This is a genomic window from Hyphococcus sp. (genome assembly GCF_965267305.1).
Classification (GTDB): Bacteria; Pseudomonadota; Alphaproteobacteria; order Caulobacterales; family Parvularculaceae; genus Hyphococcus.
In genome coordinates, this window is the sequence record NZ_OZ253945.1 from 815,115 (window position 1) to 829,409 (window position 14,295).

The 14,295-nt window shown below is 60.8% G+C and carries 12 protein-coding genes; 6 read left to right on the forward strand and 6 right to left on the reverse strand.

Going from position 1 to position 14,295, the window contains the following annotated elements:
• Window positions 1-13: 13 nt before the first annotated feature.
• Genes ACQY5P_RS03885 through ACQY5P_RS03895 form a run of 3 tightly spaced genes read right to left on the reverse strand, consistent with a single transcriptional unit; the run spans window position 14 to window position 3,202 of the window.
• A complete protein-coding gene (locus ACQY5P_RS03885) occupies window positions 14-1,000 on the reverse strand; it encodes an NAD-dependent epimerase/dehydratase family protein (protein WP_428409533.1) in 987 nt (328 codons plus the stop codon).
• On the reverse strand, window positions 997-2,085 hold the full coding sequence (locus tag ACQY5P_RS03890) for a hypothetical protein (protein WP_428409534.1): 1,089 nt from the start codon (window positions 2,083-2,085) through the stop codon (window positions 997-999). Before ACQY5P_RS03890 ends, ACQY5P_RS03885 begins: the two co-directional genes overlap by 4 nt.
• The gene (locus ACQY5P_RS03895) at window positions 2,066-3,202 is read right to left on the reverse strand and encodes a sulfotransferase family protein (protein ID WP_428409535.1); all 1,137 of its coding nucleotides are present in this window, start codon (window positions 3,200-3,202) and stop codon (window positions 2,066-2,068) included. The genes ACQY5P_RS03890 and ACQY5P_RS03895 overlap by 20 nt, the downstream gene beginning before the upstream one ends.
• Window positions 3,203-3,500: 298 nt before the next feature.
• Between ACQY5P_RS03895 and ACQY5P_RS03900 the strand changes: the two genes are divergently transcribed.
• Together ACQY5P_RS03900 and ACQY5P_RS03905 are read left to right on the forward strand one after the other, a co-directional pair.
• Window positions 3,501-5,345, forward strand: a complete 1,845-nt coding sequence (locus tag ACQY5P_RS03900; protein WP_428409536.1) for an autotransporter assembly complex protein TamA — start codon at window positions 3,501-3,503, stop codon at window positions 5,343-5,345.
• Window positions 5,345-9,169, forward strand: coding sequence for a translocation/assembly module TamB domain-containing protein (locus ACQY5P_RS03905; protein WP_428409537.1), 3,825 nt, complete (start codon window positions 5,345-5,347; stop codon window positions 9,167-9,169). Before ACQY5P_RS03900 ends, ACQY5P_RS03905 begins: the two co-directional genes overlap by 1 nt.
• A 185-nt stretch (window positions 9,170-9,354) precedes the next feature.
• Here ACQY5P_RS03905 and rpsI read toward each other — a convergent pair whose 3' ends face one another.
• Window positions 9,355-9,843 carry a 30S ribosomal protein S9 gene (rpsI, locus tag ACQY5P_RS03910; protein ID WP_428409538.1) on the reverse strand — a complete coding sequence of 163 codons (489 nt, stop codon included), beginning with the start codon at window positions 9,841-9,843 and terminating at the stop codon, window positions 9,355-9,357.
• Between the two features lie 2 nt (window positions 9,844-9,845).
• Window positions 9,846-10,319 (reverse strand): 50S ribosomal protein L13, encoded by a 474-nt coding sequence (gene rplM / locus ACQY5P_RS03915; RefSeq protein WP_428409539.1) that lies wholly within the window; start codon window positions 10,317-10,319, stop codon window positions 9,846-9,848.
• Window positions 10,320-10,629: 310 nt separating this feature from the next.
• Here rplM and ACQY5P_RS03920 point away from each other — a divergent pair, with 310 nt between their 5' ends.
• Together ACQY5P_RS03920 and ACQY5P_RS03925 are read left to right on the forward strand one after the other, a co-directional pair.
• Entirely contained in the window at window positions 10,630-11,184 is a 555-nt protein-coding gene (locus tag ACQY5P_RS03920; protein ID WP_428409540.1) for a hypothetical protein, read from the forward strand.
• A gap of 22 nt (window positions 11,185-11,206) precedes the next feature.
• Window positions 11,207-12,349 carry a hypothetical protein gene (locus ACQY5P_RS03925; RefSeq protein WP_428409541.1) on the forward strand — a complete coding sequence of 381 codons (1,143 nt, stop codon included), beginning with the start codon at window positions 11,207-11,209 and terminating at the stop codon, window positions 12,347-12,349.
• Here the strand turns inward: ACQY5P_RS03925 and ACQY5P_RS03930 are convergent.
• Entirely contained in the window at window positions 12,336-13,370 is a 1,035-nt protein-coding gene (locus ACQY5P_RS03930; protein WP_428409542.1) for a COX15/CtaA family protein, read from the reverse strand. The genes ACQY5P_RS03925 and ACQY5P_RS03930 overlap by 14 nt on opposite strands.
• An 81-nt stretch (window positions 13,371-13,451) precedes the next feature.
• Between ACQY5P_RS03930 and ACQY5P_RS03935 the strand changes: the two genes are divergently transcribed.
• A complete protein-coding gene (locus ACQY5P_RS03935; protein ID WP_428409543.1) occupies window positions 13,452-13,673 on the forward strand; it encodes a DUF2842 domain-containing protein in 222 nt (73 codons plus the stop codon).
• Window positions 13,674-13,751: 78 nt separating this feature from the next.
• Complete coding sequence (locus ACQY5P_RS03940) at window positions 13,752-14,294, forward strand: J domain-containing protein (RefSeq protein WP_428409544.1); 543 nt, start codon at window positions 13,752-13,754, stop codon at window positions 14,292-14,294.
• Window position 14,295: the final 1 nt, after the last annotated feature.

The window sequence follows — 14,295 nt, forward strand, 5'->3', positions numbered from 1 at the left end:
TTTTTATGACGGATTAAACCGGTTTCAGCAGTTGCTTTTCTCTCGCCCATTCGAGCATGGCCTTCAGCGCCGGTTGCATCGGCGCGGCGCGCCAGCCGAGGTCATGCGCCGCCTTCTCCGATGAAAATAATACTTGCCGTCCCGCAAGCCGCACGCCGGTAAGCGGCGCTTTCGGCGGAATGCCGGTGACAGCGGAAACGAGCCCGGTGTCGACGGCGCCCGCCATCAGCGCGACCCAGTAAGGCATCTTTGTTTTCGGCGCCGGACGTCCCGAAAATTCGGCGATCATGGAAAGCAGATCGACCATCGCCATGTTCTCACCGCCGAGGAGATAGCGCTCTCCCCTGCGGCCTTTGTCGCACGCGGCGATCAAGCCTTCAGCAAGGCTTTCCACCGGCACGAAGTTCAGGATGCAATCAATATAGGCGGGCGTTTTTCCATTGGCGAAATCGAGGATCATCTGCGTCGGCGGCGTCAGGCCGTCGTCGCCGGGACCGAGCGGTTCCGTTGGCAGCGCGATCACCGCGTCGAGACCGTTTTCTACTTTTTCTTCAACGGCCCGCTCAGACAGCAATTTCGATCGCGGATAAGGGCCGAGCATGTCATCGGGCTCAAGATGCGTCTTTTCATCGGCGTTCGAGGCTCCAATGGGCGTCGGTTTTCCGACCAGCGTCGTGAGGCTTGAACAATGCACCATGCGTGCGCCGGCGTCGCGCGCCGCCGCGGCGACAATTTCGGTTCCGCGCCGATTGACCTCATCGAAAATAGTTGTGTCTTTCGCCCAGAGCTGCGCATTGCCGGCCAGGTGAAAGACGCTTGCGGCGCCGTCCATGGCGCGTGCGACCGCATCCCTATCCGTTATCGAGCCCTGAATATCGTCAACATGCTGAGGCGCAGCGAGATCGAGGCTGCGGGTTTTCTCGCCGCGCGCACGCAACGCGGAAACGAGATGCTTGCCGACGAACCCCGCGCCGCCGGTAACCAGCGTTATATCGCTCATGCGCCCTTCCGGCAGACCAGAAGCCCTTCATCGACGACAGAGCCGGCAACGAGACCTTGTTCGGTTTCAACCGCCGCCGTCGCGGCGCTGAAAACGTCGCCTTCCGGATCGTCGAAAAGAATTTCTATGGCCCCGCTTTCAGGAAGCGCTTTAACGATGCGCGACGGCGCCCTGCCGAACCCCAGTTTGCGTGCGGACGCCAGCTTCGACAGTGACGGATGCAGGGCGGCGACAATTGTTCCATCGGCGGAAACTGTCAGATTGTCCGGCCGTCCGGGAAGTAAGATGCGCGCCCGTTCGCTGAAACCATCTTCGGCAGGCTCGAGCAGGAGAATCGCACTCTCGCGGGTCGCCGCCATGGCGATGCCGCCGTTATCGAGGCGCGCCACCCCGTTTGCAAAAGCGGCTTTTGTAAAGAGCGGGCCGTTTTCATCGGCAATCCCGCTGCGTTTCAGCCGGAAGATATTTTCAAGACCGGCCCCAAACCCGCAGGACGCATGATCGAAACTGGTGACGACACTGTTCGTACCCGCGGAGACATCGTTCGCCGCGCAATGGGCCGGCGCTGGCGCGCCCACAAACATTTCGCCATTGGCGCCGATGCGTTGAAGATGCGGCTCCATGCGCCAGCGCCGTCCGTCGCGGACATAGGTGCGATTGATGAAAACAAGTTCATGATTTTCTTCATCGTAAGAGAGACCGTGGGGCCTCAAGCCGCCCGCAAAATCCTTCGGCGCCGCCAGCGACGACACCGTCACTTCTTCCGTCTCCGGATCGAAGAGCGTGTCGAGCGAAATAGCGTAAACTCCGCCATGAGGAATCATGTCCCGCTTTTTTCGCGCAGACTTTTCCACGGCCCGCCGGTCATAGGCGGAAAGGAAAAGGCGCCCCTGCCCCGCATCCAGCGCAAGGTCTTCCGCCCCGCGAACACGCTCTCCACTCTCCGCATCCACAAGCGCCACCCTGCGGCAATCCGCAAGGTCATAAAGCGGGGCGCCATAGACCTCGCCGGCATCCTCTCCGGCGGCGCAGGCCCCCAGCAGCAACGCGCCCGCAAAACAGGCTTTAAGCCGCATTTTCCCCATGCCGCGCCCCTTCTTCGGCCGCTTTTTCGGTCTTTCTCCCCGGCCGCTCATAGCCCCATCTTTCGATGAACGGCTTCAATCGCGCTTCCACTTTGGCCGCCGCTTCATCGGAATAATCGAACTTATTCTTCTTGAACGTGGCAACCGAGGCAAGATAGCGCTCAAATTTAGGACGCGCCGCTTCAAACCCCGGCAGCGATAATTGTTCGTAAATCCAGGCGACCGCCGCAAGCGGATCAGCGTCCAGCTCCTCATAACGAAGCTCGGCAAGCTTGTCCGCCGCCATTCCCTCCGCATCCTTGAGATACGCGTTCATCATCCGCTCATAAACCGCAAGGATCGTCTCGTCGATGTCCACATGATCGTAACCCTGCAGCGCGAATTCCTTCAAAAGCTTCGAATAGAAATTCCGCATGGAGACGAATACGTCATAGGGATTGCGATGAATGTGAATGAACTTCGCATCCGGAAACATCTCCTTCAGCATGGCGAAGCGGCCCGTATAGACCGGGTTCTTGATGAGCAACGGCTTCTTGTCTTGATGGAGATAAAGCTTGCGCAGGAAGTAACCGAACTGCTTGCGCCAGTTCCGGATCTCCGCCGTGGAGCAGCCGTCGAAGAAAAGGCCGCGATTGACGTTCTCGGCGAAATTCTTCGGAAAATAGATGCCGTGATAGAACGAGACTTCCGACATGTTGGCGATGGCGATCTCGTCTTCCTGCGGGCTCGTCGGCGTCACCGGAATGTTGTCGATATAACGGTGTTCTGGCAGCGCCTTTTCGAGCAGCGGGTTGAAGACCTTCGCAAGGCCAAAAAGATCCCAAGGCAGTCCCGTCGCCACCGGCGGCACAAAGCCCCACTCCCCGCTCTCGCACATGATGTTGTAAAGATGGGTCGTGCCCGATCGCCAATGGCCGAGAATAAAGACCGGCGGCGGCATCTCATCGAGAGCCGGCAGCTTCGGCTCCATGACCAGTTTTTCGGCGGTCGAAAACGGCCAGCGGGCGAGCGCGGCGAGGCCGATCACGGCGCCAGCGCCCACATGGCTCGGCAGGCCGGAACGCCCCATGACCTTGGCCAGGGTTCCGAGATTCGCCCCGCTTAATGGATGCGCCATGGAATGTTTCGCCTCTGCGTCTGTTCCGAAGCCAAAGGGGATAGCGCACTCCGCCCCGCCTCGCCACCTGGCCGTCAGGGCCCCGATCCGGCAATACCGCCGGAAAATCGCCTCAAAGCCGTTCAATAAGCGGCGTTCAGGCTGGAAACCGGGGCTCCCGGGGCCATTTTTCAGGACATGGTTAACCATGGCGTGACAGGCTCGGCGAACCCCCGCATGGCACGGTCCGGGCAGGCCGTATTGCAGAGTTTGGACGATCCCAAGGCCGGGTAAGGAAAGGCGTTAGTAGAGCGAGACCATGTTGCGTTTTCAGCCGCGAAACCTAAAGCGCCTGAGGACGCTTCAACAACTCGCCGCCGCGCTCATCCTGACGGCCGCCCCCTCGGCGGTCCTCACAACAGCCCAGGCCGCGCAGAACGGCAAGGATGCGCCAGAGAGCTCCCCTGCCCCCTCCTATGACTGGTCCATCGAAGGCGCGCCCGACGGCCTCCAAGGCAAGCTGGAGCTGATCTCCGAACTCGCCAAAAAAAATCGGAACTATCCGACCTCTGCGGCGCTGCGCCGCGCCGCCCGCCGCGACGTCGACGCCTTCAACGACGCCCTGCAGGCCGCAGGCTATTATGCGGGCTCAACTGATTTCGAACTCATTCCCGGTGAGAGCGGACAACTGCCGCGTGTGGTTTTCACTATCGATCCAGGCGAGCTTTTCTGCATCACCGGCTACAACATCCTCTATCGCGACGAAGCCGAGGGCCGCCCGCAAACGCTCGAAGAAGCCGAGATCAAGACCGAAGGCGCCGCCGACGGCGCGACGTTGAAAGAAAAGCAGGAAGCCTTCCTCGCCTATCTCTGGAACAATGGCTATCCCGACGCCGCCATTGTCACACGCCGCGTTCTCGCCGAACTCGACAAAGGCGAAGCCGAAGCAGTCTTCGTCTTCGAAAGCGGACCACGGGCGAAATTCGGCAAACCGGTCATTGAGGGCGGCGAACATATCGATCCGTCTTTTATCTCCCGCATGAAAACCTGGGAGGAAGGCGAGGAATTCGAGCGGGCGAAAATGACAGCTTACGCTGACCGCATCCGCGAGACCGGGATTTTCTCTTCGGTTCAGGTGAGCGCGGGCAAAACGGATGAAGACGGCGTAGCCCCAATCATTGTCGAGGTGCGGGAGCGCAAGCGGCGCACCATCGGCGCAGGGGTTTCCTATTCCACCGCGGAAGGACCTGGCGGGCGGCTTTTTTTCGAACACCGCAACATCTTCGGCAATGGCGAGAATGCGCGTTTCGAAGTCAAGGGCTCGCAAGTGGAGCAATCCGCCACCCTCTCCCTGACGCGACCCTGGCCGAAAATCGACGGAGAGGCTTTCGCGAACGCCGCCTTCTCCAATGAGACGACGGACGCGTTCGATGCGCGCACGATCGAACTATCCGGGGGCGTCTCGAAGAAATGGCTCAACGATAATCTGGAAACCCGCGGCGCGCTCGCCTTTGAAACTTCCCGGATCCGCAACACCAGCGTCGATTTGCGCACCAATCAAGACGAACGCAATTACTTCGTATCGACGCCGCTCACCGTGATCTGGGATTCCGAAGACGAGCTCCTCAATCCCCAGAAAGGGTTCCGGGCTTCCTTCAATGTTACGCCTTATATGGGTTCGGACTATTTCACCCAATCGGAGCTTTCCGCACGCAGCCGCGTGCATTTCGGCGAGAACGATGTGGTCACGCTCGCCGCGCGAATGGCCATGGGCGCCACTTTCGGCAGCTCCTTCAGCGAATTGCCGCTCAACAAAAGATACTACGCCGGAGGCGGCGGCTCCGTGCGCGGCTACGGCTTCCAGGAGGCCGGCCCCCTCGACGCCGATGGCGACCCGCTTGGCGGTCGCTCGAAAATCGAGGGCGCTTTCGAAGCGCGGGTGAAAGTCATCAATAATCTTCAGATCGCCGGCTTCATCGACGCAGGATCGGTCTCCACCAAATCCATTCCCGATTTCACCGATGACTATTTCATCGGCGCGGGTGGCGGCGTCCGCTATTTCACGCCCATCGGTCCGATCCGCGTCGATGTCGCGGTCCCGCTCGAAAAGCGCGAAACCGACAGAGGATTCCAGATTTACATCGCACTGGGGCAGCCCTTCTGATGCGGCGGATCGGTTACATAGTCCTCGGCGTCATCGCCGGCCTTCTGGCGCTCATTCTGCTCGCCTGGTTTGCGCTGTTTTATTCGCCGCCCGGCCGGACCCTGGTCAAAGGAATTGTCACGGACCAGCTCGGCGCGGCGTTGGACAGCAAGGCGGAGATCGGGTCGCTGTCCGGCGGTTTACCCGGCCATATCGTCGCAACAGACCTTACACTGGCGGATGCGAGGGGCGAACCATGGCTGACGGCGGAACGGCTGGAGTTGCGCTGGCGGCCGCTGGGGCTCCTGCGCAAGAGCATCATCGTCGACGAGGCGCGACTCATAAACGCCAGTCTCCTCGGCGATCCCCCCGAAAGCGAAGACCCCGAACCGGAAGACGCGCGCCAGATCAGGGTCCGCGACAGTCTTCCGCGTATTGAAATCGCCGGTCTCGAGATCGACAATTTCAAAGCCGCCATCAATGGCGAACAACACACGCTCGACGCAACGGGCTCGATCCGGCTCAACGGCCCTGACATTGCACTGTTCCTCAACGCCCAAAGCGAAGCGGGCGCCGATCAAACCGCGATCGCCTTCGCCAAATCGCCGGAGAGCGGACGCTTTACGCTCGACGCCAACCTCTATGCGGAAGCGGATGGGATCATCGCCACGCTGCTCGGACTTAGGGGTCAGTCAGAGCTTCGCCTCTCGGGCGACGGTCCCGTGGATGAGGCCGTCATCACCATCGAAGGCAATGTTGGATATTACGGCGAGATTAGCGCCGAAATCGCCGGCAGTTTCGATGAGTTCGACGGCGCGGATATCAACGCGGCGATTACGCCGGGACGGCGCTTTGAGGGCGTTGAAGAACTCTCCGGCCCCGTTTCGCTTTCCGCGCGCTATGACGTCAACAGGAATGGCGGAGCGCTGACCATCGCGGGTCTTTCCACGGCCTTTGCGGAGATCGAAGGACATCTCGACTGGCGCGCGCCGCGCGGCTTCGTGGAGGAATTCAACGCCGATCTCAACGCCGTCCTTGCCGAGGATTATCAGCCGACCGTACAGAAGGTCGCGGGACGCGACCTCAATATCAAGGCTTCGCTCGACTGGCGGCGCAACGATTACACGCTGAACACGACGATCACCGGCCCGCTGGCCACGCTGACGGTGAGAAACGGGCGCACCGATCTGCGCGACAGCGTTTCAGGCCAAACCCGTCTTGAGGCGGCGGCGCGACAAGAAAGCGATTTCTGGCTGACGAACGGGCTGACGCTCGATACGCAGCTCGACATCAATTTCGACGACGCCGTGCGACTGGATGAGGCGGCTGTGACAACAGGCGACGGATCGCGCTTCACCGGCGATGCGGCTTACGGCCTAAAAGACAAATCGCTGACCGTCGATGGCGATGTCGTCCTGACGCCGTCCTTCGCCGCGCTTGTTCTTCCCGATGCAACGCCCGAAGGAAACATTACCGGCGATGTCAAACTTTCCGGCCCGCTGGACCGGTTCACGCTTGAGGCCGCTATCGAGGCGCCTGCCCTGAAATTCGAGGACGGGACATTCCCGCCGATGAATCTCAACGCGGCCCTTTCCGGCCTGCCGAGCCTGCCCACAGGCGAGGTCTCCGCCCGCGCGAGCAATGGCGCGCCGCGGCGTCTCGATGCTCAATTGCGTTCTTCAGAGGACGGAACAATCCGCATTCCTTCCCTCTCCTATGCCGGGAGAGGCTTTACGCTCGGCGGATCGGCGCAAATCAACGCCGACCGGCAGACCGTCAATCTCGATCTGACTTATAAAGGCGAAGACAACGCCGAGCCCTGGCCCGGCGTCAACGCCGAGGGCGCAGCGTCTGCAAAGGGCGTTCTTTCCCGCGACGGCGCCCTCAACCGCATGACCGTCACCGCCGACGCTTTCGCCATGAACGATCTTTCCGTCTCCGGCCTTGACCTGACGGCGGAAGGCCCACCCGGCGCAGTGCGGGTTCGCGCAGAAGCGGCGCAATTCGAAACTGGCGCCGCAGGCGTCATATCCGACATAGCGGCGGCAGGCGTTGTCAATGCGAGCGGGCCGACGACTTTACAGCTTAATCGGTTAGAAGCTGTCATTCAGGACAATGAAGCGAGACTGACGGAGCCGGCCCGCCTTGATTTCTCCGACGGCGTCGGGATCGACACTCTGCGTCTCAACTGGGGCGCGAGCGGGACCATCGCTCTTGACGGCGCCTTCAGCCCGCAACGCTGGCGGGCCGATGCGCGGCTGACACAAGTCACGATCCCCGGCGCGGACGGACAAATCACCGGCCAATTCGCTCTGGATACGAATGGAGATATTCCCGCACGGGGAACATTCACCTTGCGCTCGCTGCTCCTGAACAAGGAAGACGCCTCGATTTCAGGCCGCGCCGTATGGAACGGCGAGACGCTGCGTCTCACCGATCAGGAAAGCGACGAAACGCTGCGGATGGATGTCCGGCTGCCTATGCGCCTCGCGCGTCAGCCAAATATCTCCATCGACACCTCTGGCGAGCTTTCAGGCGAGGTGCGCTACAACGGCGATATGCAGGCGATCGCCGCCTATCTGCCGCCTGTCCTGCAAACCATCGAGGGCCTGCTTACGGCGGACTTCACCCTACGCGGCACCTTCGCTGAGCCGGATGTTTCCGGACGCGCACAACTGCGTAATGGCGCCTACACCGAAATTGAAAGCGGCTTCTCGCTTGCAGGCCTCCATGCAGAAGCTGAAGCCAGTTACAGCGCCGCCGGGACCAGCAGCGTCAATCTCACAGGCGGCGCGCGCGGCGCCGGACAGAGCGGCGAGGATACAATCACTTTCGATGGCGACATGACGCTCGGCGAAGAGTCAGCGCTCGACTTCACTGTCAATTTCAACAACGCGGAACTCTCAGCGCATCCCGTTAATCAGGTCCGCGCTGACGGACAGTTGAAACTTTCGGGTCCGCTCGATGACCTCAAGGCGGATGGCGACATCTCCATCACCGAACTCAATGCGGAGATCATCGCACCGGAGAGCACTGGCCTCGTGGATATCGAAGTGGTCGCCGTCGATGCTGACGGCGATGGACGGCCCGATGATTTGTCCGGGCCTCCGGATGACAACGGTCTCGACTTCGAAATCCGCATCAAGGCGGATGACCGCGTGTTCATCCGCGGACGCGGTCTTGAAAGCGAATGGTCGGCGGATGTGCGCGCCGTCGACGGCCGGGAGCAGCCAGTTGTGCTCGGTTCGGTCAATCTGCGCCGCGGCTGGCTCGATTTTTCCGGGCGGCGCTTCGAGCTCACGCGCGGCTCCATCGACTTCGACCAGCAGCAGGAAAACGATCCGCGCCTCGATATCCGCGCAGAACTCAATGCAGGCGATGGGGTCACCGCGGCGATCGTGGCGTCGGGCCGCGCCAGCGACCCCAGCATTGAACTGACATCGACGCCGTCGATGCCGTCTGAAGACGTGATGTCGCTCATTCTCTTCGGCAAGCCGGCGGAAAATCTTTCGGCCCTCGAGTCCCTGCAAACGGCGCAAGCGCTCGCCTCCCTCGGCGGCATAGGGCCATTCGGCGGCGGCGGGGGCGGCCTCACAGGCAAGCTGCGGCGCGTAGTCGGACTCGATCTCCTGAATGTGGATATCGACCCTGAAAGCGGCGGCGGCTCGCTGACCGTTGGCAAATATGTGGCCGAAGGGTTCTTCGTCTCGGCGAGCCAGGACGCGCAAGGCCGCAACGGCTCCGTCTCAGTCAAATATGAGATCACCGACAACATCACGGTCGAAACCGAGCTTGAGCAGGAAGGCGATCAGACCGTTTCCGCGAACTGGAAGAAGGATTTCTAGGCGGTTTGCAGCCCCCCAAAACCAAACGCCGCCCCGGTTGGGACGGGGCGGCGCTTGAGAGAAACTGTTTCGTGGGAGGATTTAAAAATCCCCCGGATGACGCCGAAACGCAAATTACAGCCTCGTAAATCCGGCCGCCCAACATTACGATTTGGAAAGCCGAAAACCGAAAAGCCGCATAATTCCTAGCGTTTCGAGAACTGGAAGCTTCTGCGAGCTTTCTTGCGCCCGTACTTTTTGCGCTCGACGGTGCGGCTGTCCCGGGTCAGGAAGCCGCCTTTTTTGAGGACCGAGCGGAGGCCCGGTTCATAATAGGTCAGGGCCCGGGCGATGCCGTGACGCACGGCGCCGGCCTGACCCGAGGGACCCGAACCTGAAACGGTGCAGTAAACATCGAATTGGTTATTGCGATCGGCGGCGACCAGCGGCTGCTTGATAATCATCTGGAGAACCGCGCGGCCGAAATATTCGGTCTGGTCCTTGCCGTTGACCGTGATCTTGCCGGAGCCCGGCTTGATCCAGACGCGCGCGACGGCGGTCTTGCGTTTGCCGGTGGCGTAAGCGCGGCCTTGCGCGTCGATTTTCGGCTCCGGCAGCGACGCCGGTTCCTGGGCGGCGACAACGCCGGCTTCCGCGGCGGCGTCTTTCAGACCTTCAAAGCTGGTGGTGCTCATGGTTAAGCGTCTCTCTGATTCTTGGTGTTCATCGCGGCGACGTCGAGTTTCGCAGGGCTCTGAGCCTCATGCGGGTGCTCCGCTCCGGCGTAGATTTTCAAATGGGTCATCTGCTTGCGAGCAAGCGGCGAATCTTTCGGCATCATGCGTTCGACAGCTTTCATCAGGACGCGCTCTGGATGCGCGCCGCCGAGAAGCTTCTCCATGGTGCGTTCCTTGATGCCGCCCGGATAGCCGGTGTGCCAGTAGAACTTCTTGTCCGACAGTTTCTTGCCGGTGAAGACCACCTTCTCGGCGTTGACGACAATGACATTGTCGCCGCAATCCACATGCGGCGTATAGGCGGGCTTGTGCTTGCCGCGAAGGCGCATGGCGATGATCGAGGCGAGACGGCCGACCACGAGGCCCTCGCCGTCAATCACGATCCAGTTCTTCTGCGCTTCCGCTTCCGCCGGTTTCATGGCGTAGGTTTTCATGGGTCTCGTTCCCTGCGGGCTTGGCATGACTGCCGGTGTTAAAACGCGCCGGGCGGGCGGCGCGGCGTCCGCGCCCCGACCGGGAAGCGCGGCAGGTACCGCCCTCTTCCATTTCGGTCAACACCTTTCCGAGAAATATATGGAAATCAGTCGATTATTTATGTGGTATTTCAATACCGCGCCGCCCTGCCTCCTGTCCAGTCTGTTATTCCATCCTTATTGACCGCGTCGCCGCAGCGCAGGAAGCTCCCGCCACGTCCACAGCATGGACGGGGGCGCATAACCGAAATTTGCTAAAAGGAGCATGACTATGCGCCTGCTTTCATTTCTGTTTCTCGTTATCGCGTCCGCCCTGCCCGGCTCAATCGCCTCGGCGCAGGAGGCGCAGAAGCCCCCGCAATGGTATCTCGACGATATCGAGTTCCTGACGCGCGACGGCGGCCGCTGGGTCGCCTCCAACGCCGAATACAAAGGCGAAAACGATCCCATGGACGCTTATGTCATCGAGTGGGAGAAGGGTTACGCCCATTCCATGACCGGGCGGCTTTACGGCGTCCGGGATGGCGAGCAGACCGGCGATTTCTGGCGGATGTTTCAATATTGGGATCCGGGCAAGGGCGAGGCTGTCGTGACCCAGTTCGGCTTCGGCGGCGCCATCGGTCTCGGCCGCGCCTGGACGGAAGACGGGGTCAACAAATCTGTCCAGACTTTTTACGCGCCTGACGGAGGGATTTCGGGCGTCGGCCATGAATCGGCAAATCCTGACGCCGACACGCATCTGACCCATAGTTTCGACATCGTGGACGATGTATGGAACCCGCGCCGAAGCTATAGCTGGATACGCGACAAGACAGCGACAGAATAAAAATCCTGACACGGAGCCTTGAATGCGACTGCCTTCCGCTTGCCTGACCGCCTGCCTCGCCCTTCTCGTCTTCGCCGCCGCCTGCGACCGAAAGACGGAAGCGCCTGCGCCCGCCCAATCCGAGATCACAGAGATTGCCGAGGCGCCGGTAAGCGATGAATTGCCGGGCCTTCCAGGCGCGGCGACGGGCATCGCCTTCTGGGATCACCCGCGGCTCTCTTTCAACAGCACCCTGATTGTCGCCACATCCGCAGGGGTCGTTTCCTACAATATGGAAGACGGCAATGAAGTTTCCCGCATCGACGGTTTCAATGCAGACGGCGTCGCCGCAGGGTATCTGGGCGAAGGCGCGCAAGCTGCAGGATTCATCGCTTTTCTGGATGCAGACGAGAACCAGTTCCGGTTTTACGGGATCGACAACGAAAGCCGGGCTTTCATTCCTCTTGAGGGCGCGCCTTCCCAGCGCGGCGCCGTTCGCGGCTACTGCATGGGCCGCGGGCCCGGCGTTGAAGCGTCATCCCTTTATGTCATCCAGAAAGGCAAGGTTGACGTTTTCAACCTCGCCGCCACCGAAGGCGGCATCACCGTGGAGAACGAGACGAAGCTTGAAACGCCGGATAATCTCATCAGTTGCGAACTCGACATTGACGGGCGGCTGCTCGTTGCCTCGGATAAAGGCGAAATCTACCGGATCGATGGCGAAGACGCCTTCAGGACGCCGCTGGCGCGATCGGGCGCCGCCGCCGCCGCTGTGCTCTCCGTGATCGGCGCGCGCATCGTTTCGGAAAATCCCGACGACGCCCCGGCAAGCACAGGCCAGATCCTCCTTGCCGATCTTTCAAATGGCGTGATCCACGTTTTTGAAAGCCTCAGCGGAAACAGTCTCGGCGCTGTGAAAATATCAGCGACGGACGAGCTCTCCGCCGTAGACGGCGGCGAAGCCTTTTCCGCCAGCGCCGCAAATTTTGGCGGGCTCTATCGCAACGGTGTTGTCGCCTTCGGCGTTGCGAATGGCGCCGATGGTCCTGTCATCAGCCTTATGCCGGTCAGCAGCCTCAGAAATGCGTTGTCTCTTCCCGTAGGGGAACCGGTCTCATCCCGGCGGGAAACGACCGAGGTCAACGACAGCGACCTTATCATCGAGCCGAGCTTCACGCCGCAATAGGTTTGGCGCCATGCGCCGCGTAAAGCGCCGCCGCGAAAACCATAAGCGCGCCCGCCTGATGCAAAAGCCCGAGCGAGATCGGCGTCGCGGCGAGCACGGTCCAGATGCCGAGCGCGATCTGAAAACCCACCGCAGCCATGACGAGCCGCGCCCGCGGCTCATATTCTTGCTTTCGCGCGGCGAGATAAAACCAAACGGCGCCGGCGGCGAGAAGATAAGCGCCAATGCGGTGATTGAACTGAACGGCCGCCATGGTCTCGAAGAGATCGTGAAAGGCCGGGTGCTCGCGAAAATAGCCGTCGGGAAAAAACTTCCCGTCCATCAGCGGCCAGGTGTTGAAGGTGCGGCCGGCGCGCAGCCCCGCAACGAACGCGCCCAACACCATCTGCGCGAATACGCCGCCTGCTAAAATTAAGGCGCCGAGACGCAGTCTCTTTGAGACTTCGATCTTTTTTTGAGGCCACAGATCGAGCGCCAGCCAGAACATCGCTGCAAAAAGGATCACCGCCAGCGACAGATGCGCGGCGAGCCGGTACTGGCTGACATCGACGCGGTCTGCGAGCCCAGACGACACCATCCACCAGCCAAGCGCGCCCTGCAGCCCGCCCAGAACGAAAAGCCCTGCGAGCTTGAAGGAGAGTCCCCGCGTTAATTGCCTTGTCGCAGCGAAAAAGATCAGCGGCAGGAGAAACGCGAAACCGATGATCCGGCCCAGAAGCCGGTGGCCCCACTCCCACCAGTAAATCTTTTTGAATTCGGCGAGGCTCATGCCGAAATTCACTTCCTCATATTCGGGAATGGTCTTGTACTTCTCGAATTCGGAAAGCCAGTCCGCCTCGTTCAGGGGCGGGACAGCGCCGGTGACGGGCCGCCATTCGACGATAGAAAGCCCGGAATCCGTCAGGCGCGTCGCCCCGCCGACAATCACCATGGCGGCCACAAGGCCGCACATGAAGAAGAGCCACAGTGCAATCCGGCGGGCGGACTTTTGCGGGGGAAGGCTGGAAGTGGTAGAGGCCATGGCGGTCCTTTAGGATATTTACGCCTTTTCCGCCCGCGACCCCGCGTCGCGGCCAGCTCCAAGAACCCCAAGGCCCCCTGCATGAGCCCTCGTCTTAAAAAACTGATCGGCTTTCTGCTCTTCCTGCCGGCCCTTATTCTATACTTTTTCGCCGCGGCAGCTCTTGGCGAGCTTGTCCCGAACGTGCAGATTCTGAAAGCCGCCTATTTCCTCCTCGCCGGGATCGCCTGGGCCTTTCCGGCGCGTTACCTGATGCAATGGATGGAGCGCGAGCCCTCGAAATCCAAAGGCTTGAAGGGTTAATTTCCCTAAAGGTTAAATTGGCAAGGCCGTTGCAAGCGACGTCCTAAACCGCCGCATGGCGATACGGGACTTTGAGGGATGAGCGCTTTCGACAGCAAGCAGAAGACCTACCGTCACCGCAATGAGGTGACGGTTCTTCTGACTCTGTCGACCAGCGACAAGCCGGTGGAGGCGACGATGTTCCTCAGCCTCGGCGAGCGCGCCTCCGATCTCCTCAATGACAGCCGCGCTTTCATCCCTGTGCGCCTCGGCGACGGCGACACGATGATTATCGCCAAGAGCCAGATCGCCAGCATTGTCGAAGGCGTCGGCGAAAAACAGGGAAAGCCCAAATCGCGCATTTACGGCGAGGACTTTTCGACAGCTTCCAGCAAGGAAGAAGCGCCGCCAAAAACATTTGACGCCTACGCCATGCTTCGCGTTTCGCCGACAGCCACCAATGAAGAAATTCGCGCCGCTTACAAAACGCGCATGAAGGCCGTCCACCCTGACACCTTCGCTTCGCTCGGCCTCGATGAAGAGATCGCGAAGGCGGCCGTGCTGGCGAGCCAGAAGGTCAATTACGCCTATCAGAAAATCATGCGCGAACGCGGCGCGGCCCAGACCGACCGCACCGCCTAAG

Coding starts and splice junctions, on each gene's coding strand:
- ACQY5P_RS03885 (WP_428409533.1), bottom strand. CDS start 1,000: ATGAGCGATATAACGCTGGTTACCGGCGGCGCGGGGTTCGTCGGCAAG.
- ACQY5P_RS03890 (WP_428409534.1), bottom strand. CDS start 2,085: ATGGGGAAAATGCGGCTTAAAGCCTGTTTTGCGGGCGCGTTGCTGCTG.
- ACQY5P_RS03895 (WP_428409535.1), bottom strand. CDS start 3,202: ATGGCGCATCCATTAAGCGGGGCGAATCTCGGAACCCTGGCCAAGGTC.
- ACQY5P_RS03900 (WP_428409536.1), top strand. CDS start 3,501: ATGTTGCGTTTTCAGCCGCGAAACCTAAAGCGCCTGAGGACGCTTCAA.
- ACQY5P_RS03905 (WP_428409537.1), top strand. CDS start 5,345: ATGCGGCGGATCGGTTACATAGTCCTCGGCGTCATCGCCGGCCTTCTG.
- rpsI (WP_428409538.1), bottom strand. CDS start 9,843: ATGAGCACCACCAGCTTTGAAGGTCTGAAAGACGCCGCCGCGGAAGCC.
- rplM (WP_428409539.1), bottom strand. CDS start 10,319: ATGAAAACCTACGCCATGAAACCGGCGGAAGCGGAAGCGCAGAAGAAC.
- ACQY5P_RS03920 (WP_428409540.1), top strand. CDS start 10,630: ATGCGCCTGCTTTCATTTCTGTTTCTCGTTATCGCGTCCGCCCTGCCC.
- ACQY5P_RS03925 (WP_428409541.1), top strand. CDS start 11,207: ATGCGACTGCCTTCCGCTTGCCTGACCGCCTGCCTCGCCCTTCTCGTC.
- ACQY5P_RS03930 (WP_428409542.1), bottom strand. CDS start 13,370: ATGGCCTCTACCACTTCCAGCCTTCCCCCGCAAAAGTCCGCCCGCCGG.
- ACQY5P_RS03935 (WP_428409543.1), top strand. CDS start 13,452: ATGAGCCCTCGTCTTAAAAAACTGATCGGCTTTCTGCTCTTCCTGCCG.
- ACQY5P_RS03940 (WP_428409544.1), top strand. CDS start 13,752: ATGAGCGCTTTCGACAGCAAGCAGAAGACCTACCGTCACCGCAATGAG.